This is a genomic window from Ferrimonas sp. YIN67 (assembly GCF_057219095.1).
The window spans coordinates 165263-190677 of sequence record NZ_JBXVVJ010000001.1; the positions used below are offsets into that span (position 1 = coordinate 165263).

General features: G+C 60.0%; 22 protein-coding genes. 6 read left to right on the forward strand and 16 right to left on the reverse strand.

Going from position 1 to position 25415, the window contains the following annotated elements; translation table 11 throughout:
* The first annotated feature begins 583 nt into the window (after window positions 1–583).
* The 5 genes from AC2D8U_RS00580 to AC2D8U_RS00600 are packed head-to-tail and all read left to right on the forward strand — an operon-like array spanning window position 584 to window position 5129.
* Window positions 584–1390, forward strand: a complete 807-nt coding sequence (locus AC2D8U_RS00580; RefSeq protein WP_484617089.1) for a putative hydro-lyase — start codon at window positions 584–586, stop codon at window positions 1388–1390.
* A gap of 35 nt (window positions 1391–1425) precedes the next feature.
* On the forward strand, window positions 1426–2142 hold the full coding sequence (pxpB, locus tag AC2D8U_RS00585) for a 5-oxoprolinase subunit PxpB (protein WP_484617090.1): 717 nt from the start codon (window positions 1426–1428) through the stop codon (window positions 2140–2142).
* On the forward strand, window positions 2139–3101 hold the full coding sequence (locus AC2D8U_RS00590; protein ID WP_484617091.1) for a 5-oxoprolinase subunit C family protein: 963 nt from the start codon (window positions 2139–2141) through the stop codon (window positions 3099–3101). Before pxpB ends, AC2D8U_RS00590 begins: the two co-directional genes overlap by 4 nt.
* Complete coding sequence (locus AC2D8U_RS00595; protein ID WP_484617092.1) at window positions 3094–3861, forward strand: LamB/YcsF family protein; 768 nt, start codon at window positions 3094–3096, stop codon at window positions 3859–3861. The genes AC2D8U_RS00590 and AC2D8U_RS00595 overlap by 8 nt, the downstream gene beginning before the upstream one ends.
* A gap of 50 nt (window positions 3862–3911) precedes the next feature.
* Window positions 3912–5129: an NRAMP family divalent metal transporter gene (locus AC2D8U_RS00600; protein WP_484617093.1), complete on the forward strand. Its 1218-nt coding sequence runs from the start codon at window positions 3912–3914 to the stop codon at window positions 5127–5129.
* A 100-nt stretch (window positions 5130–5229) separates the two neighbouring features.
* Here the strand turns inward: AC2D8U_RS00600 and hemH are convergent, their stop codons facing one another.
* Entirely contained in the window at window positions 5230–6234 is a 1005-nt protein-coding gene (gene hemH / locus AC2D8U_RS00605; RefSeq protein WP_484617094.1) for a ferrochelatase, read from the reverse strand.
* 351 nt (window positions 6235–6585) lie between these two features.
* On the opposite strand from hemH, the gene AC2D8U_RS00610 reads away from it, so the two are divergent.
* Window positions 6586–7548 carry a hypothetical protein gene (locus tag AC2D8U_RS00610; protein ID WP_484617095.1) on the forward strand — a complete coding sequence of 321 codons (963 nt, stop codon included), beginning with the start codon at window positions 6586–6588 and terminating at the stop codon, window positions 7546–7548.
* A gap of 113 nt (window positions 7549–7661) precedes the next feature.
* Here the strand turns inward: AC2D8U_RS00610 and AC2D8U_RS00615 are convergent, their stop codons facing one another.
* The 15 genes from AC2D8U_RS00615 to apt all read right to left on the reverse strand — a co-directional run bounded on the left by AC2D8U_RS00615 (window position 7662) and on the right by apt (window position 24811).
* Window positions 7662–8936 (reverse strand): valine--pyruvate transaminase, encoded by a 1275-nt coding sequence (locus tag AC2D8U_RS00615; protein ID WP_484617096.1) that lies wholly within the window; start codon window positions 8934–8936, stop codon window positions 7662–7664.
* Window positions 8937–9156: 220 nt separating this feature from the next.
* Window positions 9157–9639 carry a C-GCAxxG-C-C family protein gene (locus AC2D8U_RS00620; RefSeq protein WP_484617097.1) on the reverse strand — a complete coding sequence of 161 codons (483 nt, stop codon included), beginning with the start codon at window positions 9637–9639 and terminating at the stop codon, window positions 9157–9159.
* A 22-nt stretch (window positions 9640–9661) separates the two neighbouring features.
* A complete protein-coding gene (locus AC2D8U_RS00625) occupies window positions 9662–10150 on the reverse strand; it encodes a GNAT family N-acetyltransferase (protein ID WP_484617098.1) in 489 nt (162 codons plus the stop codon).
* Between the two features lie 80 nt (window positions 10151–10230).
* Window positions 10231–11526: a TRAP transporter large permease gene (locus tag AC2D8U_RS00630; RefSeq protein WP_484617099.1), complete on the reverse strand. Its 1296-nt coding sequence runs from the start codon at window positions 11524–11526 to the stop codon at window positions 10231–10233.
* A complete protein-coding gene (locus tag AC2D8U_RS00635) occupies window positions 11516–12013 on the reverse strand; it encodes a TRAP transporter small permease (RefSeq protein ID WP_484617100.1) in 498 nt (165 codons plus the stop codon). The genes AC2D8U_RS00630 and AC2D8U_RS00635 overlap by 11 nt, the downstream gene beginning before the upstream one ends.
* Window positions 12014–12079: 66 nt before the next feature.
* Entirely contained in the window at window positions 12080–13087 is a 1008-nt protein-coding gene (locus AC2D8U_RS00640) for a DctP family TRAP transporter solute-binding subunit (RefSeq protein ID WP_484617101.1), read from the reverse strand.
* A 211-nt stretch (window positions 13088–13298) separates the two neighbouring features.
* The gene (gene adk / locus AC2D8U_RS00645) at window positions 13299–13943 is read right to left on the reverse strand and encodes an adenylate kinase (protein WP_484617102.1); all 645 of its coding nucleotides are present in this window, start codon (window positions 13941–13943) and stop codon (window positions 13299–13301) included.
* Between the two features lie 186 nt (window positions 13944–14129).
* Complete coding sequence (locus AC2D8U_RS00650) at window positions 14130–15014, reverse strand: co-chaperone YbbN (protein WP_484617103.1); 885 nt, start codon at window positions 15012–15014, stop codon at window positions 14130–14132.
* Between the two features lie 55 nt (window positions 15015–15069).
* Window positions 15070–16986, reverse strand: coding sequence for a molecular chaperone HtpG (gene htpG / locus AC2D8U_RS00655; protein WP_484617104.1), 1917 nt, complete (start codon window positions 16984–16986; stop codon window positions 15070–15072).
* 219 nt (window positions 16987–17205) lie between these two features.
* Window positions 17206–18036 (reverse strand): hypothetical protein, encoded by an 831-nt coding sequence (locus AC2D8U_RS00660; RefSeq protein ID WP_484617105.1) that lies wholly within the window; start codon window positions 18034–18036, stop codon window positions 17206–17208.
* Between the two features lie 540 nt (window positions 18037–18576).
* Window positions 18577–20370, reverse strand: coding sequence for a hypothetical protein (locus tag AC2D8U_RS00665; protein WP_484617106.1), 1794 nt, complete (start codon window positions 20368–20370; stop codon window positions 18577–18579).
* A 196-nt stretch (window positions 20371–20566) separates the two neighbouring features.
* Complete coding sequence (gene recR, locus AC2D8U_RS00670; protein ID WP_484617107.1) at window positions 20567–21166, reverse strand: recombination mediator RecR; 600 nt, start codon at window positions 21164–21166, stop codon at window positions 20567–20569.
* A complete protein-coding gene (locus AC2D8U_RS00675) occupies window positions 21166–21495 on the reverse strand; it encodes a YbaB/EbfC family nucleoid-associated protein (RefSeq protein ID WP_345335892.1) in 330 nt (109 codons plus the stop codon). Before AC2D8U_RS00675 ends, recR begins: the two co-directional genes overlap by 1 nt.
* Window positions 21496–21584: 89 nt before the next feature.
* Complete coding sequence (gene dnaX / locus AC2D8U_RS00680; protein WP_484617108.1) at window positions 21585–24107, reverse strand: DNA polymerase III subunit gamma/tau; 2523 nt, start codon at window positions 24105–24107, stop codon at window positions 21585–21587.
* 152 nt (window positions 24108–24259) lie between these two features.
* The gene (gene apt / locus AC2D8U_RS00685; protein ID WP_484617694.1) at window positions 24260–24811 is read right to left on the reverse strand and encodes an adenine phosphoribosyltransferase; all 552 of its coding nucleotides are present in this window, start codon (window positions 24809–24811) and stop codon (window positions 24260–24262) included.
* Window positions 24812–25415: the final 604 nt, after the last annotated feature.

Genomic DNA, 25415 nt, shown 5'->3' on the forward strand with positions numbered 1-25415 from the left:
CCTGTTTTGCCTGTTCCATGCAGTGTAGTTGGCCCCGGGCGCATCCTGGCCACAGGGAGTGGCCAAAGCCACAATCTCTTTAGTGACGCGGGATCCTATCACAACTGCCTTTGTCTCAAACGGAGATCCTGGAAAAAAGCCCAGATGGAACCCACTTGACCTCACAAAAACCAACCACTGCCGACACCTACCCGCCCCCGATAACCCGCCCACCGACTGGCAGACCAGTCGGGTCCACTGGCCTCACCCTCACCAAGGCTGGGCAAGTCGCCAAAAATCAACCTAAAAACCAGAGATTAAACCAGGGCGATCACCAAAAACCTTAGTTTCATCAGAAGGCAATCAGGAGACTTCACACTTGCCGAGAGACTCACAATTTAACAAGCCGGACCTCCCCTTCCCTTGGTCAAAGAGCACAAGATGATTAGAGTCGAATGAATCGGAAACTTGACAACAATCACATGGGAAACAAATACCTGAGTCGAAATTAAAGATCCTCAGGATCAAACCGGCCCCATCGAAGCACGGCAACCGTGCCCACTAAAGCTCATAATAATGACGGGGCCCGAGAAGGAGTGAAAGCATGAACCAACACGATAAAACGCCCCGCCACCCCCAGGATCCCGCCGATGTACGCAGCATGATCCGCGACGGTGTCTGGACCGGCCCGACGGCAGGACTGGCCCCAGGCTTTGCCCAGGCTAACCTGGTGATCCTACCCAAGGATCTGGCCCTGGATTTTTTCCTGTTCTGTCAGCGTAACCCCAAGCCATGCCCCCTGCTGGATGTCACCGACCCCGGCAACCCGGTTCCGGCACGCATCGCCCCAACCGCCGATCTGCGCACCGATATCCCAGGCTACCGGGTCTATCGACATGGTGAGCTGGTGGATGAGCCCCAGTCCATTCAAGAGTACTGGAACGACCAAATGGTCGGCTTCCTACTTGGCTGCAGCTTTACCTTCGAGCATCCCATGCTGGAGGCCGGGATCCCGGTCCGGCACATCGAGCAAAACTGCAATGTGCCCATGTACATCACCAATATCCAGTGTGAGCCAGCCGGCCAGTTCCACGGACCCACGGTCGTCAGCATGCGCCCTATCCCGCGCAACCGTATCGCCGATGCTGTCACCACCACCGCCCGCTTCCCCGGCGTCCATGGCGCCCCGATCCATATCGGTGATCCCGCCGCCATCGGGATTAAAGATCTCAACCAACCGGACTTCGGTGACGCCGTCACCATCCACCCCGATGAGGTTCCGGTCTTCTGGGCCTGCGGCGTGACCCCACAGGCCGTGATCATGCAGGCGAAGCCCGAACTGGTCATCACCCATGCTCCCGGCTGCATGTTCGTCAGCGATCTGCCGCAAAGCCGACTGGCGGTACTCTGATCGTTTCGATCGGCCACAGCGAATACACTGACATTATGACCTTTCCAATCACCTTCAGCGCACTGGGTGACAGTGCGCTCATCGTTCATCTGGGCGATAAGATCTGCCCGGAGCACAATGCCCGGGTGCATGCGGCGGCCCAGTGTCTGCGCCATCCCCCGTTGCCTGGGCTGATTGAGCTGGTACCCGCCTTCACCACCCTGACCATCCACTACAACCCGTTGGAGGTCAAAGGGGATAACCCCTACCTGGTGCTGCAAGGCGAGGTACTGGCACGCCTTGAAGGGCTTGCCCCCCAGGGGACGGGTGCCAGCCGCACCGTCGAGATCCCCGTTTGCTATGACCCGGAGTTTGGCCCGGATCTGGCGACAGTGGCACAACACAACCAACTGACCGAGGAGGAGGTGATCGCCCTGCACAGTGGCGGCGAATACCAGGTCTATTTCCTTGGCTTCTCGCCGGGCTTTCCCTTTATGGGGGGGATGAACCCGCGCCTTGCCACGCCCAGACTCGAGTCGCCACGCCTGGCCATTCCACCTGGCAGTGTCGGGATCGCCGGGGGCCAGACCGGGATCTACCCGATGGAAACTCCGGGAGGCTGGCAGTTGATCGGCCGCACCCCCCTGCCCCTGGTCGATTACGATCAGAGCCCACCCACAGTGCTGCAGGCCGGGGATCGCATCCGCTTCGTCGCCATTGACCGGCCAAGCTACCTCGAGCTGCAAACGCACCATAAGGAGGGGCAACAATGATACGGATTGAACGGCCAGGCATGTTGACCACGGTGCAGGATCAGGGCCGGACCGGCTATCGCCAATATGGCTTTAGCACCAATGGCTGCATGGACGCCCTGGCGCCCCGGTTAGTCAACCTGATGCTGGGCAATCCCGCCGAGGCGGCGGTGATCGAATACACCCTGCTGGGGCCGACCCTGGTGTTTGAGTGCGATACGGTGATCTGCTTTGGTGGCGCTCAGATGACGGCAACCCTGGATGGGCTCCCCCTGTCGGGCTGGAGCGCCCACAATGTTCGGGCTGGACAAACCCTTGCCCTGGGCAGCGCCCGGGAAGGGTGCCGAGGCTACCTGGCGGTCCATGGCGGGCTGCAACTGACTCCGACGCTGGGCAGTGCCAGTACCTTCCTGCGCGCCGGGATCGGCGGTTATCAGGGACGCAGCCTGGAAGCCGGCGACCAGCTCAGCATCCAGCCCTGCGACCTGCGCGCCCCCACAGGGCAACCGGGCAGTGTCTTGCAAGGGTACCTGGATCCCAGCCTGCCGATCCGCTTTATCCCGGGCCCCCAGTACGACTGGTTCAGCGAAACCAGCCGTGAGGAGTTCACCCGCCAGGTCTATGAGATCAGCAACGCCTCCGATCGCATGGGCTATCGCCTGACCGGCCCGCAGCTGGTGCGCAATGAAGTGCGGGAACTGCTCAGTGAAGGGGTCAGCCCAGGCAGTATCCAGATCCCCAATGATGGCCAGCCCATCATCCTGATGAGTGACTGCCAGCCCACCGGCGGCTACCCGAAGATCGGCCAGATCGCCACGGTGGATCTGCCGCGACTGGCCCAGCGCAAGCCGGGCCAGACCCTGAATTTTCAGGCGATCAGCATCGAAGCGGCGCAACAGGCCCTGGCCAAGCGTCACCTGGCACTGACTCGGCTGGAGATCGCAATCAAACACAGATGGAAGGAGCAAAACCGTGTCTAACGTCTCTTTGGATCTCAACTGCGACATGGGCGAAAGCTTCGGTCGCTATCAACTGGGCAACGACGCCGCCATCATGCCACTGGTGAGCTCAGCCAATATTGCCTGTGGTTTTCATGCCGGCGATCCCGGCGTGATGGCCGAGACGGTCACCCTGGCTCTGAGCCATGATGTCGCCATTGGCGCTCACCCGGGACTGGCCGATCTGCAGGGGTTTGGCCGTCGCCATCAGGCGATCAGCCCCAAAGAAGCGCACGAACTGGTGCTCTACCAGATCGGTGCCCTTTATGGAGTCGTCCGTGCCCAAGGGGGCAGGCTGAAACACGTCAAGCCCCATGGCGCCCTGTACAACATGGCGGCCTCCGATCCAGCCCTGGCCGAGGCCATTGCCGAAGCAGTCTACCGCTTCGATCCCGAACTGGTGCTGTTTGGCCTGGCCGGCAGCGAACTGGTCCAGGCCGGCGAGCGGCTGGGCCTGGCCACCGCCAACGAGGTGTTTGCCGATCGCCGCTACCTGAGCAGCGGCCTGCTCACTCCCCGCAACCGGGCCGATGCCCTGATCGAAACCGACGAGCAGGCCCTGGCCCAGGTGTACCAGATGGTGATGCAGGGTGAGGTCACCTCGGTCGACGGTCAGGCCGTCGCCCTCAAGGCAGACACCCTGTGCATCCACGGCGACGGCTCTCACGCCCTGAGCTTCGCCCAGACCGCCGTACAGTTTTTACAAGAAAACGAGATCGCCATCAGAGCGTTCCGTAAATAAAAAAACGGCGGAATTAACCGCCTCACTTATCTAAGAAGGAAGTCTTACTTATGTCAGGGATCCAAACCCAGACGGCCACGGCGTCCAGCGCCAAGGTCAAGATCAACTGGTCCCTCATCCTGGGGGCCGCATTTCTGATGGCAACCTCAGCGGTGGGACCCGGTTTTCTCACCCAAACCACTGTCTTCACCGAGAAACTCGGTGCCGCCTTTGCCTTCGTGATCCTGATCTCCGTGATCCTGGATATCGGCGCCCAGCTCAACATCTGGCGCATCATCGTGGTCGCCAAGGCCCGGGCCCAGGACGTGGCCAACCAGGTCCTGCCCGGGATGGGGTTCGCCATCGCCGGGCTGGTGGCCCTCGGTGGCCTGGCCTTTAACATCGGCAACCTCGGTGGTACCGGCCTCGGGATGAACGTGCTGTTTGGCTTCAGTGCCGAGGTGGGCGCGGCGATCAGTGCCGTAGTGGCCATTACCCTGTTCTGCATGAAGGATGCAACCAAGGTGATGGATAAATTCGTTCTGCTGATGGGCGCCACCATGCTGGTGCTGATCCTCTACGTGGTCGGCTCTACCAACCCACCGCTGGCCGAAGCCGCCCGTCAGACCTTTGTGCCGGACACCATCGACTACATCGCCATCGTCACCCTGGTGGGCGGTACCGTCGGTGGCTACATCACCTTCGCCGGCGCACACCGCCTGATCGACGCCGGTGTGGTGGGCAAAGAAGCCCTGCCGGAAGTCAACCGTGGCGCCATCTCCTCCATCTGCCTCGCCTCCTTTATCCGCGTCCTGCTGTTCCTTGCGGTATTGGGTGTCCTGAGCATGGGCTTCACCCTGGATCCAAGCAATCCTCCCGCCTCCGTGTTCCAGCACGCCGCCGGCGATCTGGGTTACAAGATCTTTGGCCTGGTGATGTGGAGCGCCGCCATCACGTCCGTGATCGGTGCGGCGTACACCTCGGTCTCTTTCCTGCGCACCCTGCACCCAAGCATCGAGCGTAACCATGACCGCTGGGTGATCGGCTTTATCGCCTTCTCCTGCCTGGTCTTCTGTGTGATCGGCCGCCCGGTCTCCCTGCTGGTCATGGTCGGTACCGTCAACGGCTTTATCCTGCCTTTGGCACTGGGTGCCATGCTGGCCGCCGCCTACAACAAGAAGATCGTGGGCGACTACCAGCACCCGGTCTGGATGGCCGTCTTTGGCTGGCTGATCGTCGTCATGATGGCCGCCATGAGCGTCTACACCGCGATGAAACTCTGGTTCTAAGCGTCGCCAACGGAAAGAACAAGGCCGCCCCTTTGGGCGGCCTTTGCAATGCTACTGCCGTGCTCATCGCTTCGGCGTTCATCAAATCATCATTGTCGGCTTACCCCGACTCCCCCCAGTGGCCTGCATGCTGCTGCACCAGATCGGCCATCATGGCAATATGATCGGCCCGATCATTAAGGCAGGGCACAAAGTGATACGCCTTACCCCCCGCCTCGATAAAATCATGCCTGCCCTCGATGGCCAACTCCTCCAAGGTCTCCAGGCAGTCGACGGAGAACGCCGGGCTGATCACGTCCACCGAGGTCACGCCCTGATCCGGCAAGGTCGCGAGGGTTTCATCCAGATAGGGCTGTAACCAGGGCTCCTTGCCAAAGCGGGACTGGAAACACAGCTGCCACTGGCTCTCATTGAGCCCCAACTGTGCCGCCAACCCATGGGCAGTCACTTCACAATGCACTCGATAGAGATCCCCCTCGTCGACGTAGCGCTGAGGCACGCCGTGAAAGGAGATCAACAGCTTCTGCCCTCTCCCATTGGCCTCCCAACTCTCCCTGACGCTGTCCGCCAGCGCCGTGAGATATCCGGGATTGGCGTGGTAATCCCGGATCAAGCGGTATTCGGGCATCGAGCGCTTCTGCTTAAGCGTCGCCGCCAGGGCGTCCACCACGGCACCTGTGGTGGAGCAGGAGTATTGGGGAAACAGCGGCAGGACAATCACCCGATCGACGCCCGCCTGCTCTAGCTCATCCAACCCATCCCGCAGGCTCGGCTTGCAGTAGGTCATGCCCAGCGCCACGGGGATCGCCTGGCCGGTGCGCTGTTCAAGTAACGCCGCCAGGGCCCGCTGCTGCTTCAGGCTAATCGCCTTCAGGGGCGAGCCCTGATCGGTCCAGATCGACTGGTAAGCCTTGGCCACCCGCTTAGGGCGAACATTGAGGATAATGCCATGAAGGATCGGCATCCATTGCCAACGGGGCAGATCCACGACGCGCTCATCGGAAAGAAACTGGCTTAAGAAGCACTTCACACTCTTGGGGGTGGGCTGACAGGGCGTGCCGAGGTTCACCAGCAAAACACCGTAGCGAGGTTGCGTCATTTCCATTAACTGCCTGTTGTTGTTCGTTAAGTACGCCGCAAGATTAGCACTGCTTCGTCCCATGTGACAGGGCCGCCATCACGCAATGCCCGATTGGGGCGATAGAGCCTTCCCATCATCACAGCCACTGATCTGCCTCACTGAATGCGGCACCCATGTATAAGTTCTGCCCCTAAGGCACTCCGGATTTCACTTCCTTGGACCCATCCATTAGGGCAGAAGGTTAATGGGCTTGTGAGCAATCACATTTATCGCAGGGAAAGGTTCGGAATGCCGGCAACTTCAATCACTTGTGAAAGATATTCGTTCACATGGTAGGGTACTGGCCGACCGTTCATTTTTTACAAGGAAAGCAATATGAAACGTGTTGTGCTTGCCAGTTTGCTAGTGGCTATCAGCGTTCCAACAAAAGCCAAAGAGATTGTTTTTGACCTGGCCAAAGGCGTCAATTACGAGTCCCATGACGTTGGCACCGAGCCCGTCGTGGTGACCTTTAAAAACCTGCTGCCCAAAGGGGGCTACAAGTTTATCGCTCGACGTACCATTGAAGGGGCAAAGCTGGAAAGCCCCTTTCAGGGCGGGCCGGCCGTTGGCGCCGCCCCAACCCAGTGCGACCCCCTCAAAGAGGCGATCCAGGGCTTTTACGAGCTGACCGAGGAGGGAAAGGTACCAGCGACACGCAAAGTCCTGGAGCAGGCGATATCAACCGCCGCTGCCGGCACCCTCTGCTCGATGGAGATCGCCTACGCGGACACCCTGATCAAAAACACCACGCGCACCGAGCAGTACAGCCTGGTGAAGGATGAAACCCTGACCATCACCGTCTCTCGCGAGGGCGGTACAGACCGTACCCTGGTACTGAAAGGGGATAAGAGCCGGATCTACACCCATGTTGGCTTTGGCTTTATCGACAACAGAAACAAGAAGTACTTCAGCGAAAAGTTGACGGACAGTGAGGGCAACATCAGCTACCAGGTCGCCCAACAGAACAACCGCAGTGACTTTAACTACTCGGCATTGGCGTTGTTTACCGTCCCCTATTCCGTAACATGGAAAAACCTGAACAAGTATGATCTGGAGTGGGGTCCCACCTTTGGCTTAGGAGCCACTTCCGATGCCCCCACCCTGTTCATTGGAGCCAGCCTGGTGTTCAGAAAATCCATTCTGCTCTCAGCCGGCGTATCCGCGGCGCAGTTCGATGTTTTGAAGGGGAAATACAGTGTCGGCGACGCTCTCGGAGATGCTTCGATTGATGCCAGCGATCTGACCGACAGCACCTATAAGACCGCTTTCACCTTCAGCGTCGGTTTTAATTTCTAAAGGCGCTGCCCCACACGTCTCCAGCGACCCTTCTCAACGGCGTGTGGGGGTGATCCGCTTGAGGCCGGGAGATGGCAGGTTCCCGGCCTTTCGGCAGACTCTGGTGCCCTGGGTTAGGCCTTATCTTCTCCCCCCTGCTCGGCGTAGATCTGGTGCAGTTCATCGGCGATGATCATCAGCCCCCGGCGCACTGTCTCCTCGTCCGAGGCGTAGGAGATCCTCAGGCACTCATGCTTGTGGCGCCAATCCTCCTCCAACCCGGGGAAGAAGTAGTGACCGGGGACCACGATCACCCCCCGCTCTTTGAGCCTCTGATAGAGCGCCTGAGCGGTCACAGGCAGATCTTTCATCCAGAGCCAGAGGAACATGGCCCCTTCGGGCTTATGCAGGCGGTAATCCAAACCGGTCAGTTGTGCCGACAGCAGATCGAACGCCAGCTTGCAGCGCCGCTCATAGAAGGGCTTCACCACATCCCGGCTCAGATCGAGGATCTCGCCACTCTTGACGAGCTCCTGAGCGACCGAAACCCCCAGGCTGCCCGGTGCCAGGTTGAAGATGGCGTTCATCTTGGTGATCGCCTCGACAATGGCTTTGTTGGCGATGACGATGCCGGTCCGAGTCCCGGGCAGGCCAAACTTGGAGAGGCTCATGGACAACACCACGTTCTCCCGCCAGAAGGGTTTTGCGTCGGCATACACCATGCCGGGAAATGGCACCCCGTAGGCGTTATCCAGGATCAGCGGAATGTCGTGCCGCTCGGCCAGCGCCGCGAGCTTTTCCACCTCGTCATTGGTCAGCACGTTACCCGTTGGGTTGGTGGGCCGGGAGACGCAGATGGCGCCGATGCTGTCATCCACCTCGAGCTCGTCAAAGTTCACTCGGTACTTGAACTGGTGATGGTCCAGCAGGTCGATGTTCGGCTTATAGGCCTTGAAGATCTCGCCATCCACGCCCAAGTCGGCATAACCAATATACTCGGGGGCCAGGGGCAGGAGGATCTTACGAAACGAGCCGTCCTTGAACCGGCCGGCGAACATGTTGAACAGGCAAAAGAAGGCCGACTGACTGCCGTTGGTGAGCACGATATTCTCTTCGGTGATATCCCAGCCATACTCGCGTCGAAACAGCTCGGCCAGGGCCACATTGAAGGCGCGCCCGCCCTGAGGCGGATCGTACTCGCCGATCAGCGACTCGAACTCTCCGGGGCTGTTCAAGATCTGTTGCATCCGCTCTCGCAACAGCTCCTGAACTCGAGGAATGTGAGCCGGGTTGCCCCCCCCGAGCATGATCATCTCCCGCTCACTGGTCGCGGCACTGCCGAGATCCTCCATCAGGGTTAAAATACCGGCGTCGACCGTAAAACTTTGGCCAAACGAAGAGAGTTTCATTGCACTGTCCTTAATAGAGATGGCGGGTATTTGTGATGCTGCGGTTACGCCGCGGAAAGGATTGTTTCAAACCTGTGCCCGTTTAGGCAAGCACAAGGGGTGCCTTCCTCACTTTGAATTGGCCTACCAAGACGCAAAGTCCAAAGCGTGCTCCTTACTGGTTTCATCCGACCGGCAGCGCAACAGCCCCTGGCGAAACCATCAGGCTCAGCCGTCAAACTCAGTCATCCAACGAGGCCGATGACGGAGCCGCCGCTTGCGCCAAAAGCGCCGCCGCCATCTCGGCCGCGCCGCGGGTGTACCGGGCACACTGGGTGCGAAGCCCACGGGCCTTGAAGCTCGCCTGGCCCGCCTCGGTGCCGATATCACAGCCAAGCAGCCGATGACACTCCTTGGCCCCAAAGGCCGTCTCAAACCCTTTGACCAGGCGCTGGGTCGCCAGGTAGAGCGGCTCCACCGAGTCCTCCTTGGTCGAACGTCCCAGCCCCAGGCTCAACCCCATCATGGCACCGGTTAATGCGCCACAGGTACCACAGGTGCGGGACATGCCGCTGCAAAAGGCGGTGGCGATCCGGGGAAGCTGATCACTCTCGATCCCCTGGACGTCGGCCAGGGCCATTACCACACTTTCCGCACACAAAAGCCCCTTTTCAAAGGAGGTTTCCGCCAGATCCCCTGCCCGCTTTTCGATTTGGCTTTTCATCTTTGCTCCTTCAATTTTTCCGTCACTCATTGGTCCCCGGTTTGAGCGAGCGGATCCGCTTACTCATCACCAGAACCTCGTTACCCTGGTTGTTTACCCGCTCAATGGCTTGCCAACCGAGCCGGGCATAGAGGCCGCCATCCAGGCGCAGGGTCTGCAGGTGCAGCTCGGTGACGCCCAGGGAAAGCGCCAGCGTCTCCACTTTGCCAATCAAGGCGGTGGCGAGCCGTTGGCCACGGGCCCCCGGCGCCACATAGACTCCCCCCAGCCAATGTTCCTTGTCCGGATAGCGGGCCATCTCTCGATAGCGCAGCTGCCCCGCTCCCAGCAAGCTGTCGTTCTCCAGCGCCATCAGGATCAGGGGAATACGATCCCTATTGAGGTACTCCTCCAGCTTATGGTTAAACAGATCGACGCTGGCCCCCTCGGTCAGGCCGCCCCACTCGTCAAAATACCAGTTCGCGATCACCGGCTTGAACTCTGGCCGATCCGCCAGAAAGAGAAACTCCACGCTGCCCCCTCCTTTTTACGTTTCTCGTTGCCCAATGAAACGCCTACCCCGCCACGGCGGTGAGGCAGGCGTTGAGGGATTTAGATCACATAGCCCAGCTTCTGGGGCAGCCAGAGCGCCAGCTCGGGCCAGAGGATCACCAGCAGCAGGCTGGTGGCCATGGCGGCGATAAAGAGCAGCGACCAGCCGATGCTCTGCTCCAGGCGGATCCCGGCCACTCGAGTGGTCACCATCAGGTTGACCGCCACCGGCGGGGTGAACTGACCGATGGCGATGTTCATCGCCAGCAGGATCCCGAACCAGACCGGGTTCCAGTCAAAGTGGTTCATCAGCGGCAGCAGGATGGGGATCAGGATCAGGTAGATGGAGACCGCATCCAGCAGCATGCCGGCGATCAGCACCAGTACCATCACCATGGCCAGCAGCACCCAGCCATTTTCCGAAACCGACAGCAGGGTGTGGGCCAGGCGATCAAAGGTGCCCAGGGTGGCCCCGGCCCAGGCGAAGATCCCCGCCAGGGAGATGATCACCATCACGACTCCGGAGGTCACCGCCGCATCGGACATAAGGCGCCAGAGATCCTTGAGCGAAATGTTGCGGTAGATCAGGGTACCCACCAGCAGGCCATAGGTGACGGCCACCACAGCCGCTTCCGTGGGGGTAAACAGGCCCGAGCGCAGGCCTCCGAGGATCAGCACAGGGGCAAACAGAGCCGGCAGCGCCTGGCGGAAGCTCTGGCCCAGGGGTGGTCGCTCTGTAGTTGCCGGATCTTCCCAGCCATGGTGACGGGCCACCAGCCAGGCGGGCAACAGCAGGGAGAGGCCGGCCAGGATCCCGGGAAACACGCCGGCGGCAAACAGGGCGCGCAGATCCACCCCGGGCACCACGATGGAGTACAAGATCAGGGCGATGGAGGGGGGGATCAACACCGCCGTGGAAGAAGCCGCCGCCACCAGGCTGGCGGAAAAGGGCGCCGGGTAACCGGCCTTGCGCATGCTGGGCAGCATGACCATGGAGACGGCCGCCGCATCCGCCGGACCCGAGCCGCTCATGCCCCCCATGATCAGGCAGACCATCACCGCCACCACGGCCAGGCCGCCATGACGGGGCCCGATCAACGCCTGGGCAAAACGCACCAGGCTGGCCGCCACCCCGGCCCGTTCGAAGATCAATCCGGTCAGGATAAACAAAGGGATGGCGATCAAGGGGTACTTGGCCACGCTGTTATAGGTGTTGGTGCCCAGGGTGGCCAGCAGATCCGGCGACAACCCTGCCACGATCCCCACCACGCCGCCTATCCCCAAGGCAAAGGCCACGGGCACCCCCACCAGCAATGCCAGCAGGAAGGCGCCGATCATCAGCAGATCAGGACTCATGGGGGCCTCCTGGATGCGCGCGGTGGGCAGCGAGCCGATCCCAAAGGTTCTGGCTCACCCGGATCATCATCAGGGTCGTCAGCAGGGGTAACCAGACCACATAGATCCAGTTGGGCCAGCCCAGTCCCGGCGACAGTGACTCCCACTGGTACTCCTCCAGCGCAAACAGGGCGCCATACCAGGTGGTGATCCCCAGAACCACCAGGGTGACGGCCCACTGCAGCAGGAAAAGCAGAGGCAACCAGGGCCGGGGCAGGTGGTGCTCCAGCAGTTCGATGCGGATCTGCTGGTTGTGCCTCGCAGCGACGGAGGCCCCGGCAAAGGTGACGATGATCAGCAGAAACACCGACCACTCTTCGGTAAAGGCAAAGGAGACGTCGGTGGCATAGCGCACCACCACGTTGGCCAGGCTGATCACACAGATGGCGCACAGGGCCAAAGCCGCCAGGACAGTTTCAATCTGGCCCAGCGCGTTTCGAACGGACATAGGGACTCCGGAGCTAACGGGCAGCTAGCCCGCCGAGGACCCAGGCCATCGGCGGGCTTAAAGGGTTCACAAGGTGCGGTTGGCCACCGCTTGCTGGGCCAGTTCGATCAGATCGGCCCCGATCCGGCTCTGCCACTTGTGATAAACCGGCTGCACCGCATCGATAAAGGCCTGCTGCTGGGCCGGGGTCAGCTCGGTGATCGTCACGCCCCGCTCACGGATCAACGCCAGGGTCGCCGCGACCTCGCCCCGGGCATACTCAATCTGCCAGCGGCCGGCATCGACGGCGGCCTGGCGGATCAGGGCCTGATCTGTCGGCGAGAAGCTGCGCCAAACGCGGGTACTGATGGCAAAGATCAGCGGATCCGCCATATAACCCCACTGGGTCAGGTATTGCTGTCCCACCTGATCGATCCGCGCCACGTCAAACACCGACAGGGGATTTTCCTGACCATCCACCGCCCCTGTGGTGAGGGCCGGTTTGGCATCGGACCAGCTCATCTGGGTAGGATTGGCCCCCAGCGCACGGAAGGTATCCTGGAACAGGGGGGAGCCCACAACCCGGATCTTCAGGCCCTTGAGATCCGCCGGGCTGTGCACCGACAGCTTGGAGTTGGAGAGCTCACGAAAGCCATTTTCCCCCCAGGCCAGGGGCGTCACGCCCCGCTTCTCAATGGCGGCAAACAGTTCATCACCCGCCCGGCCCTGAGTAATGGCATCGATGGCCTGATAATCAGGCATCAGAAAGGGCAAGGAGAACAGATTAAGCTCAGGCACCTGGGGGGACCAGTTGATGGTAGAGCCAACCGCCATATCAATGAGGCCCGAGCGCATCGCCGAGAACTCCTTGGTCTGATCGCCAGACACCAGTTGGGCGTTGCTGTAGATCTTCATATTGATGCGCCCATCGGAACGCTCATTGACCAGCTCTACCCATTTGTCGGCGGCCTTGCCCCAGGGAAAGGCGGAGGGCAGTACGGTGGAGACCCGGTATTCGGGCTTGACGGTGGCGGCGTGCAAAGGACTTAACAGCACCCCGATGGCGGCCAGGATCCCAACGGCGACTCGACGCATAACAGACTCCTTTTGTTATGTTTGGTGGCGAAGCTCAGGATGCGGAACGCAATCACTGATGCGCTTAATGTGAAGGTGTATTCTCTTTTAAATCAATGCTTTCTTTCTTAACAAAGAGGATATTTCCACAGCAGTAGGTCAAAGGCAAATAACAAACGGCGCTGTAAAAAAAAGCCCCGCAATCGCGGGGCTTTTCTTAAACCGAATTCGCTTAGCCCAGCAGGCTGGCGATCTCGGTGGATACGGCGTCTACCGCCTTGGTGCCATCCAGCTTATGGTACTGGTTGGCGCCACGCTCGGCAGCGGCAGTGTAGAAGTCAACCAGCGGCTTGGTCTGATCGTGGTAGACGTTCAGGCGCTTACGTACGGTGGCTTCTTCATCGTCGGCACGGATCACCAGCTCATCACCGGTGACGTCGTCCTTGCCTTCCACCTTTGGCGGGTTGAAGGTCACGTGGTAGACACGACCGGAGCCAGGGTGAACACGACGGCCGCTCATGCGCTTGACGATCTCTTCGTCCGGCACATCAAACTCGATAACGTGATCCACGTCGATGCCGTTTTCCACCATGGCTTCCGCCTGTGGGATGGTGCGTGGGAAGCCGTCCAGCAGGAAGCCCCCTTTGCAGTCATCCTGGGCAATGCGCTCTTTGACCAGGCCAATGATCAGATCATCAGACACCAGTTGACCGGCATCCATGACTTTCTTTGCTTCCAGGCCCAGCGCGGTGCCAGCCTTGATAGCGGCGCGCAGCATATCACCGGTGGAGATCTGCGGAATACCGTATTTCTCCATGATGAATTGGGCCTGAGTGCCCTTACCGGCACCAGGGGCACCCAGCAAAATAATGCGCATGCGTCTCTCTCCCGAATTGATTGAATTTAAAACCCGCGGATCTTGTCACAGGCTAACGACCATGTGAAGGCCAACACCATTGGTCTTTGGTGGAATTAGCACCAATTGGACGAAAAAAGATACCTGAGGATGGCATCGAAGACGCCATCCATATGCATTAGCCCGGTTTCGAGCCCGCCCTGAGCGTTAATAGAGCAGGCTGTAGAACTTGCGACGATAGGTGCTGGCGATGGGATCCGCTGGCCCCAGGGCCTTAACAATGTCCAGGAAGGTCTTACGCGCTTCCCCGTCGACGGCATCGAGTTGCTTAACCAACAGGGCCATCAGAGACTCCAGCGCTTCCTCGTTGCGACCGGCCTGATGCAGTTGAACCGCCAGCTCAACCACCAGTTTCAGGGCTTCCGGCTGCTGGGCGATCTGCGCCTGCAGAGTCCGGATCTCAGGGGTATCGGCAGACTCCTTGAGCAGCTCCAGCTGAGCGACCAGTCCCTGGTAGCGACCGTCCTGATCGGCCAGGCCGACCTGATCGAGCAGCGACTGGGCTTCATCGGCCCGCTTGAGGCCTATCAGACACTGGGCCAGGGCCAACAGGGTCTCCCCATTGTGCTCCTCGCCGTGGGCTTCACGCAGCAGCGGCAGGGCCGCTTCGAAGTCGTTCTGCTCCAGCAGCGGCGCCGCTTGCTGCAGCTTAAGCTGCCAGCCCTTGGGCAGGTGCTTCTCCAGTACCTGCCGGATCATCGCTGGCTCCTGCGGCCCGGCGAAACCATCCACCGGCTGCCCCTGGGACAGTACCATCACGGTGGGCAGCGCCTGGATACGGAAATACTGTGCCAGCTCCGCCTCGGTATCGCAATTGACGTTGGCCAGGAGAAACTGGCCGCTGCGAGCCTGGGCTTCCGCCACCAGGGTTTGAGTCACGCCCTGGCACTCAGGGACCTGGGCGGAGTAGAAGTTGAGCACCACGGGCATGCGCATGGAGGCTTCCACCACCTGCTGCACATTCTGGGCGTTCACCTCTAGGATCAATTCTTGTGCTTGTTGCATCGGTTGCGTTGGTTGCATCGGTTGCATTGGCTGCTCTTCATAAGGGCAGCCCCGTCGGAAACACGGGGCTGCAGGCGTCAATTTAGCGGCTCAGTTCCAGCCACAGGCTGTTGAGCTGGGCAACAAACTCGGACGGGTCTTCCAGGCTGCCTCGCTCGGCCAGGGTCGCCTGGGACAGCAGCAAAGCGGCCCATTGACCAAAACGCTGCTCATCCTGTTCACCCTCAAGTTTAGCGACCAGCGGGTGATCCAGGTTGAGTTCGAAGATCGGCTTCACCTGGGGCACTTCCTGACCCGCCGCCTGCATCAGCTTCATCATCTGGCTGGACATGTCATTTTCGTCGGTAACGATACAGGCCGGGGAGTCGGTCAGACGCTGGGAGACTTTGACCTCTTTGATCTTATCGCCCAGGGCTTCCTTGACGCGATCCAGCAGTGGCTTATGCTCTTCGGCCTGCTTCTCCTGCTCCGCCTTCTCCTCGTCGGACAGATCATCCAGACCCAGATCGCCGCGAGTCACGGACACCAGCGGCTTGCCATCGAACTCGGTGAAGTGGCTCACCAGCCACTCGTCGATACGCTCAGACAACAGCAGAACCTCGATCCCCTTCTTCTTGAGCAGCTCCAGGTGCGGGCTGTTCTTGGCGGCCGCGTAGCTGTCGGCGACGATGTAGTAGATCTTGTCCTGCCCCTCTTTCATCCGCTCGATGTACTGCGCCAGGGAGACGGTCTCGGCGCTGGAATCCTGGTGGGTAGAGGCAAAGCGCAGCAGTTTGCCGATCGCCTCCTTATTGGCAAAATCTTCCGCCGGGCCTTCCTTGATCACGTTACCGAACTGGCTCCAGAACTGCTGGTACTTCTCCTCGTCGTTGCGACCCAGCTTATCCAGCATACCCAGCACCCGCTTGGTCAGGGCACCGCGCAGGGATTGGGTTACCTTGTTGTCCTGCAGGATCTCGCGAGAGACGTTCAGCGGCAGATCGTTGGAGTCGATCAGGCCCTTCACAAAACGCAGGTACTGGGGCAGGAACTGCTCGGCTTCGTCCATGATGAAGACGCGCTGCACGTACAGCTTGAGGCCATGCTTGTTATCACGGTTCCACATGTCGAACGGGGCTTTGCCCGGGATATACAGCAGGCTGGTGTACTCCTGCTTGCCTTCCACCTTGTTGTGACTCCACAGCAGCGGATCTTCCCAGTCGTGGGCCACGTGTTTGTAGAACTCCTTGTACTCCTCGTCGGAGATCTCGGACTTGGACAGGGTCCACAGCGCAGTGGCCTTGTTGGCCGCCTGCCATTGCCCCTCGGTGGCCGGGATGGTCTCGCCCTCCTGCTCACGCTCACGCTCAGGCTCCCCCTCCTGCCACATCTCTACGGGGATGGAGATGTGATCCGAGTACTTGGAGACGATCTGCTTGAGGCGCCACTCATCGAGGAACTCTTTCTCCTCGTCACGCAGGTGCAGGATGATCTCGGTCCCGCGACCGGCCTTGTCGATGTTCTCAACGGTGTAATCCCCTTCACCGGCAGATTCCCACTGAACACCGGCATCGGCGGCCACACCCGCGGCGCGAGAGCGCACGGTCACCTTGTCGGCGACAATAAAGGCGGAGTAGAAGCCCACGCCAAACTGACCGATCAGCTGGCTGTCCTTGGCGGCATCGCCGGACAGGTTGGAGAAGAACTCGGCGGTGCCGGATTTGGCAATGGTGCCCAGGTGCTCGATCACCTCGTCCCGGGTCATGCCGATGCCGTTGTCGGCGATGGTCAGGGTTCCGGCGTCCTTATCCACGGACAGACGCACCCGCAGCTCACCGTCCCCTTCGTACAGGCCGGCGTCGGACAGCGCCTTGTAACGCAGCTTATCGGCGGCATCGGCGGCATTGGAGACCAGCTCACGCAGGAAGATCTCTTTGTTGGAATAGAGAGAGTGGGTTACCAGCTTCAACAACTGGGCTACTTCAGTCTGAAAACCATGGGTCTCTTGCTGCACGGACATGCTTGTCTCCTGAAAAACAGTCAAAAAAAATGTGTCCCCAGTTAGATGGGGACGCAGTCTGGAAATTCAAGAGGGATGGGAGCTAACCGTTGCGACTGACCACACTTTGCGCAAACTCAGCCCAAACGCAGCCTGAGCGATCCAAGCACGGGCACGATCCTTTGGCTTCTTCACCCGCCAGGTTCCATGAAGAAGCCACCGGCCCCATGTGGGCTCTGTCTAACGGATCTGCCACAGTGCTGCACCATCCAGAACCTCTTTAGGCAATGGCTGCACCGACAGTGAGCACTGGCCTAGGGGTAACTTGGAGGCGCTGACGGGGAGCTCCTGAAGACAGGCCCGCTGCTGTGCCTGGGACAACAAGCGGTCCAGCAAGGGCTGATGAGCACGCAGCCTACCCTGGCGATAGCGGAAGGGTTGATCCCGCTCCCTCAGGTAGCGGGCCATGGCGTCATTGACGTACGCCGGAGACCCATTGGCCCGAACAACCGCCTGGGGACAGTCGTCATCGAGCTGCCACTGCTGCAGTCTGGCCTCCACCCGCTCATAGAGGAAGGGGGTCAGTGCCAATGCCTGACGCAGATGTTTGCTGATCTGCGCCAAGGCTCGCAGTTGCTCGTGGGAGAAGTCGCTTTGACCCGGCTCCCGATGCAGGGTGAGCAGGAAGTGGCCCTGCTCACTGGAGAGTACGGCTCCGGTATGGAAGTGGCACCGCCACCCCTCGAACACCCCAGCCATCTCACTGCGAGCCCGGGCCCGGCGCAACGGTGCATCGAGTAACACCACATTGTTGCGGTGACGGCGGGCCTGGCGATACCAGGGATCCTGACTGCGCCGCTCCAGGTAAGGGCCGACCATCTCGCCGCACAGATCCGAGCCCGAAGCCAGAGGCAGGCTCCTCACCGGCAAGCCTGAGCCCCCCAGATGGGCCAGGATCCCGCCGGCAGCTCCCAGAGAGCGGCGCAACCAGTCCAGCCACTCGTACCACTTCCCCTCGACGGCGGCGTCATAGGCCCCTTCGATCAACTCACCCATCCACTGCTCATTCATCCCACACTCCTTGTGTGATCCGTCTTCGCTTCGTCAATTGGCGTTCAAATTATCGTCACCCTTCTGTGCCAGCAACGGATAAACCTGGGGGTGAGCTGTGGATAACATGGGGGCAAGCGCAATGGCGAATAAATTTACTGTTTTTCAGAGTTTTATCCCTGCATTTATTTTCAAAAAAATGGCTGCTTTGCCCCCATTATTTCCACCCTTGCAGCGCTAGTCGAACTCACGATTTTTACCAGTCGAAAATTAATTATCTTTCTATCTCACCAGAACCGGGAGTCGACCAAGTCCGCCCTCGGCGGTGATCACGACAGTCTCCTGAACACAATAAGACCACGCCCACAAGGCCATCAGTAACCGTCCCCCAAAGAGCAACAACATAATAAAAAAGGCACGCTTATCGCGATGAATAAGCGTGCCTTTCATTGTAAGAAAATCAGTGCCTAAAGCTTGGTCCGCCCACTGAAGGAGAGCGCCAACGTGGTGCCGTCACAGGGCCTCAGGCAAGCGCCAGGCCCAATGCCCGTCGCCTATGCCTCAAAGGCTGGTCTCGATCAGGGTATCGACCGGCTCAAGTAAACTGGCAACCCCAGTGCTGTCGACAAACGAACTGCCCCAGGTAACCACCTCGCCGCTTTGCAAAATGGTGCTGAATGCGTGCACACCAGCAGACAAGCGGCCACTGACTTTGCCGCTATAACCATGGTTGTGAAGATTCCCCCCGGAGCCGGGATCCCCCCAGGCTACGACGCTGCCATCCTCTTTCACTGCCGCAAAAGCCGATGAGCTAACCCCGATGTCGAACCCCTTAAGCCCGGTCGCAAGCAGGGACACGACACCTGAGCTTAACTCCCCTCCCGTCGGCGCACTGCTGTCACCGCCATGGACCTCTGACCCCCAGGACAGGACACGGCCATCGGTCTTAAGTGCGGAAAAGGCTACACTTCCAGCAAGGATCTCAGTGATCCCGGAACTCAGGTCCCCGCCACTGCCAATCCCAGTGTCTCCTCCCCGCTCGGCATTGCCCCAAGCCACCACGCTACCGTCGGCCTTCAGCGCGGCAAAAGCCCAACCGCTTGGGTCTCCATGGAGCGAGATCACGTCACTTTGAAGGTCACCGCCGCTGCCCCATGAGGGATTACCGCCGGCCGTTTCCGAGCCCCAGGCCACCACGCTGCCATCTTGTTTCAGGGCAGCAAAGGCGTATTTGTTGGCAACCAGTTGCACCACGTCTGTCAACTCACCGCCATGGCTCCACGAGGTGTCTCCGCCTTCGGTGCGAGAGCCCCAGGCCACGACGCTGCCGTCCGCTTTACGGGCGGCAAAGGCATAGCCGTTTGAGACGATCTGGACCACGCCGGTGGACAGATCCCCCCCCTGGCCATAGTCAACGTCGCCGCCACGCTTGGGGTCCCCCCAGGCCACCACGCTGCCATCCTGCTTCAGTGCCACAAAGGCCCGGCCATTGGCGAAGATCTTAACCACGCCCGAGCCCAGATCGCCCGAACTGCCCAGGTTCGTATCGCCCCCCAACTCGCGGTTACCCCAGGTCACCACCTGGCCGCCTTGCTTGATCGCAGCAAAGGCATGCTGGTTGGCAATCACCTCGATCACGCCTGCATCGACACTGCCGCCACCGCCAACCTGTACGTCACCGCCACTTTGCGGCTCCCCCCAGGCTACAACGCTGCCATCTTTTTTCAGCGCAGCAAAGGCTGCCGAATTGGGGTACCCCACCACCGACTGGACCCCAAAGCTCAGTGCATCGGCCTTGTTAGGCGGGATCTCGCCACCATGCCCGGCGCCCCCCCAGGCATGAACGGCCCCGTGCTCATTGATGGCGACAAACGCATGCAAGCCGGGGATCACTCGAACGATCCCCTCGCTCACCACCTCGTCGTCTGGCATCAAGAACCCCCAAGACACCACGCTACCGTCACTTTTAACTGCGGCCATGGCATGGCTGGCATGGACAAGAGTGTCGACCTGAACACGACGGAACGCGGCGTACTGCTGCTCACCGGCACGGTCCTCAAGAAAAGGGGTGGCCAACAGGGTGATGGTCCTGCCCAGATCCTGCTCGGTAAATTCGTAGCTGGGTCCAGGGATCAGAACCTGGCTTCCCTCGTCAGACTCGACCCGCCAGGCATACTGGGTGCTGTCCTGATCACAATGTTGACAGGTGGAGCGAGCCATCAGGACCGATCCAGGCACCATATCGCCCTCTTTCTCCAGCGATAGCAAAGTCGGCACGGAAGTGCCGCTGTTCTGGCCACCACAGCCCGCCAACAGACACAAAGAAAGGCCCGATCCTTTGATCATGTTTTTCATCACAACATTCATCATTTCAATGACCTTCAACATTCATTATCGAACGCAGAAGCAAAAGCACTGGGCGAGTGACCCACAACTTGCTCTCACGCCCGCATCATTTCGCAACCACCAGAAAACCCGAAATTAACAATCACCAGAAAACAAAAAGGCACCCTTATCGGTGCCTTGTGTTGCTGCATGGTGCGCTCAGGCGCTACAACTTCGTCCGCCCACTGAAGGAGAGCGCCAACGTGGTGCCGTCGACGTACTCCAACTCACCGCCTACGGGAACGCCGTGGGCAATGCGGCTGATCTCCACCCCGTGGGATCTGGCCATATCGGCAATGTATTGCGCCGTGGCCTCACCCTCGACGGTGGGGTTGGTGGCCAGGATCACCTCCTGCCACTGACCGTCCGCCAGCATGGCATCGAGCCGCTCAAGGCCAATGTCATCGGGACCGATGCCATCGAGTGGCGACAGGTGCCCCATCAGGACAAAGTAGCGCCCGCTGTACTGACCGGCGGTCTCGATCGCCAGCATGTCCGCCGGGGATTCCACGACACACAGCTGACCGGTTTCGGCCCGCTTGGGGTTGTCACAGATCCGACACAGTGGCTGTTCGGTGTAGGTGCGACAGCTTTGACAGTGCCCCACCTCACTCATCGCCTCGGTCAGGGCTGCCCCCAACCGGGCACCGCCACTGCGATCCCGCTCCAGCATCTGAAAGGCCATGCGCTGGGCCGAACGTGGCCCAACCCCAGGCAAACACTGCAGGGACTTGATCAGCGCATCGACCAGGGGACTGAATTTCATCAGAACGGCAGTTTCATGCCTGCAGGCAGGTTCATACCGCCGGTGATCTCGGCCATCTTGGTCTTCTGGTTCTCTTCGACGCGGCGCGCGGCATCGTTGATGGCAGCGGCGATCAGATCTTCCAGCATCTCTTTGTCGTCTTCCATCAGGCTCTCGTCGATCTCGACGCGACGCACATTGTGGGCACCGTTCATGGTGATCTTCACCATACCGGCACCGGACTCGCCCACAGACTCCATCTGTGCGATCTCTTCCTGGGCTTTCTGCATGCGCTCTTGCATCTGCTGCGCCTGCTTCATCAGGTTACCCATTCCGCCTTTACCAAACATAATTCGCTCTCTCTATAAACTGTACTAAACGCTGATGGGGGCACATGTTACTAAAACCGCGCCCCCGAACAAGAGGTATCACACTGAGATCAGTCAGGGGTCTGATAACCCACCGACTCTTGGATCAACTGGGCCTCCAGCTCGCCCTGCATCCATTGGATCACCGGGTCCGCCAGCAGATCCTCCCGTGCCTGTACCAATTTTTCCTTATGACGCCGACGACGGATCTCCAGCGGAGTCTCACGCCCCGGTTTATCGGCAACCTCGATGGTCAGTTCGACCGGACATTGCCATAACTGTTCCAGACTCTGTTTCAATGGTGCCACCACAGAGTCACTGTTGAGGTGACGCTGTTCGCTACGCAGGGAGAGGATCACTTGATCCCCCTCCCGGCTGAGCACCGAGTTCACCGCCAACTGGCGAGGGCGGGCACCGATCCCCAGCTTACCCATGGCCCCATACCACTGCATATCCAATTGCGACGCTTCATCGGCTTGAGGCATGGCTGGCGCGGGCTCAGCCGCGGGCTCAGCCGCAGGCACAGGCACAGCCGTAGGCTCAGGCTCCGGCGCTGCCGGAGCCGTCACAGCTTCACTCGTCACATCGGGCTTGGTCTGCTCTGCTGGCTTGACCAACGCGGGCACGGGTTCGCTCTCTGGAGCTTCATCGTCCGTCCGCCACGGTGGGCGATCATCGGGATCGGACTGCGCGGGACGGGCCGCTGCGCCCTGCGCAACGGCCTCAGGCTTTGGGGGCCGAGGCGCCGCCGCTGGCTTGGCAGGGGGCTTACTCAGCTTCGGCTCGGCTGGTGTCTCTTTGACCTCCTCCGAGGGCGCAAAACGTTGCGTCAGGCTGCTCTGGTTGGCCAGTACCTGGCTGATCAGATCCGCCGTGTTCAGGCCAACCTGTGCCGACGTTGCGGCCTCAGGCTGAGCCTCGACAGGGCCGTCCGGCTCCTGTGGTGGCAGCATCATCTCGGCAGCCTGATCCATCAGCATCATCTGCTCCGCCGCCATGGCGGCCTCATCCTGCATCAGCGGCGGTGGATTGAGATCGCAGGGCGGCGAGGCCATGGCCTGACGCTGTGACTGAGCCTGCTGCTCGATCTGAGCTTGCTGAGCCATCAATGCCTCGGCATCATCGCCTTGGCGGGGTTGAGTGGTCGGCCTGCTCACCTCGGACTCGGTCGTCGTTACCGGTTCAACCAACGCAGGCTGAACTTGGGATCGCGCCTCCGACTCAAGAGCCGGTTTCGACACTTCCTGAGCAGGTAACGGCTGCGAAGAGGGGATCTTGGCCTGGGCCTGGGGCTTTGGGGATACCTCGGTGACAGGCTGCACCTGCGATGTCGAACCCTCTGCGGTAGCCAAAGAATGCGGCTCAACGGCCGACTGAGGGGCACCTTGTGGCTGAGCCCCAAACTTCGCTTCGGGCGCTGGCCCTGTTTCGGCCTTGGCTGCAGCCGGTGCCGAAGCCATAGGCTCAACCGCCGGCGCCTCGAGCTGACGAGCCTGCAGGGGGGGCAGCGGTGCCGCCGGGGCAAACGCCAGGGCGCGCAGCAGGGTCATCTCCAAACCACTGCGTGGATCCGGCGCCACGGTGAGATCTTTGCGTCCCTGAGTGATGATCTGGTACCAGAGCTGGATCTGCTCCCGATCCAGGGTTGTGGCGAGTTGAGCCAACTGGGCTTCATCCGCCAGGGTCGAATGGGCCTTGAGATTAAACTGGGCCAGGGCAACCTGGTGCAGCACCACCGCCATCTGCCTCAGCAGATCGTCATGATCCGGTGCAAAGCTCTCCACCTCGTCGAGCACGTCCAGCATCTCCTGGGGCTCGCCCTGACACAAGGCGTCCAGCAGCTTGAGCGCATAGGCGCTGTCCAGCGTCCCCAGCATCGCCTGCACCTGAGCCAGGCGCAACTCACCGGCGCCATGGGCGATCGCCTGATCCGTCAGGCTCATGCCATCCCGGACGCTGCCATCGGCGCCCTGGGCCAGCAGATCCAGTGCCCCACTGTCGTAATCGATCCCCTCGGCATCCAGGACCCTGGCCAGATGGGTGGCGATGCGCTTGGGGGTCACGCTCTTAAGATTGAACTGCAGGCAGCGCGACAAGACGGTCACCGGCAGCTTCTGCGGATCCGTGGTCGCCAGCAGGAACTTCACATGCTCCGGCGGCTCCTCCAGGGTTTTGAGCAGCGCATTGAAGCTGTGCCGTGACAGCATGTGAACTTCATCGATGAGGTACACCTTGAAGCGCCCCCGTACCGGCTGATACTGGACGTTATCCAGGATCTCCCGGGTGTCATCCACCTTGGTTCGCGACGCCGCATCGATCTCCAACAGATCGACGAAGCGCCCCTGGCTGATCTCCACACAGTTATCACAGGTGCCACAAGGGGTCGCGGTAACGCCCTGCTCACAGTTAAGCCCTTTGGCCAGCAAACGGGCGATGGAGGTCTTGCCCACCCCACGGGTACCGGTAAACAGATAGGCGTGATGCAGGCGGTTATGTTGCAGCGCATGGGTCAGTGCCTTAAGCACATGCTCCTGGCCGACCACCTGATCAAATGTGGCTGGCCGCCATTTTCGTGCCAGAACCTGGTAGGACATGGGACTCCTAAAGTGCGTGGAACGCTTGGGACTTCAAACTTGGGGTATTCAGACAGGGTATCACAGCGCCCAGAGGGCAAAAAGCCGGGCCCAACACTAAGGATGGGCCCGGCTTAGCAGTTGCCGCGTTTTTGTTCGCGTTGGCGGAAAAATCAGTCGCCTTCGAACTCACACAGGGCCATCACTTCCAGACCCAGCTGCTTGAGGCGCTGCTCACCGCCCAGATCAGGCAGGTTGATCACAAAGGCTGCATCGGTCACTTCCCCACCCAGATCACGGATCAGGGTAACGGTGGCGTCGATGGTGCCGCCGGTGGCCAGCAGATCATCGATCACCAGAACCTTGTCACCGGCTTCGATGGCGTCGGTGTGGATCTCCAGAGTATCCATCCCGTATTCCAGCTCATAGCTTTGCGCATTGGTCGGACGGGGCAGTTTGCCCGGCTTACGCACAGGGACAAAGCCCAGGCCCAGGGCAACCGCCAGCGGGGCGCCAAACAGGAAGCCACGGGCTTCGGTTCCGACGATCTTGGTGAAACCACGATCTTTATAATGGGCGACCAGCAGATCGATGCTCAGGCGGAACGCCTCCCCATTTTCCATCAGAGAAGTAACGTCGCGGAACATGATCCCCTCTTTCGGGTAATCAGGAATGGTCTTGATGCTGTCTTTGATCAGCGCCAGTGAAGCTTGATTCATGGTGATCTCTTATCCCCGGGTGGCCAGCTAGCCACAATAAAAAAACCCAGTCGCGTCGGCAACTGGGCTTATCAACCGTATTGCGGCCTAAGATTAAGCCTCCGAGGATTCAGATGCAAACTTTGAATCCCAGTCGATTCGAGCTAGGAGGCCAGGATCTTGATCCAGGTCAGAGTCGCGGGTGCCGTTGGGATCAGCAACACCGCCAACAGGCCCAGAAAATGGAGCAGGTTGTAGGGTTCTTTGAAATTTTGGTCAGCCATGACTGCACACTCCCATGTGAAAAGGATGGCCATGGTAACGTGAGACCCATCACATAAAAACCCCTAAAACATGAGGGTATTTCCCTTTCTTATCCGTGGATTTACACTGATTGGCAATCTCCCAAGGCAACGGTCGGCAGCAGGCTCTACTCAACGCCCGGAGCTATCCCCTCGGATATCAACTCGAACGGCCTTTCGACATCCGAGAATTTGAACAGTACAGGTTCTGGACCGCCGCTCCCATAAAGCCACAACACTCACATAACCAAATCCGGCGTTCTTGAACTTGAGTCAGCTCCGGGGAGCCTTTGCCTTCACATATGTTCACAACATTTCTCCACACTGAT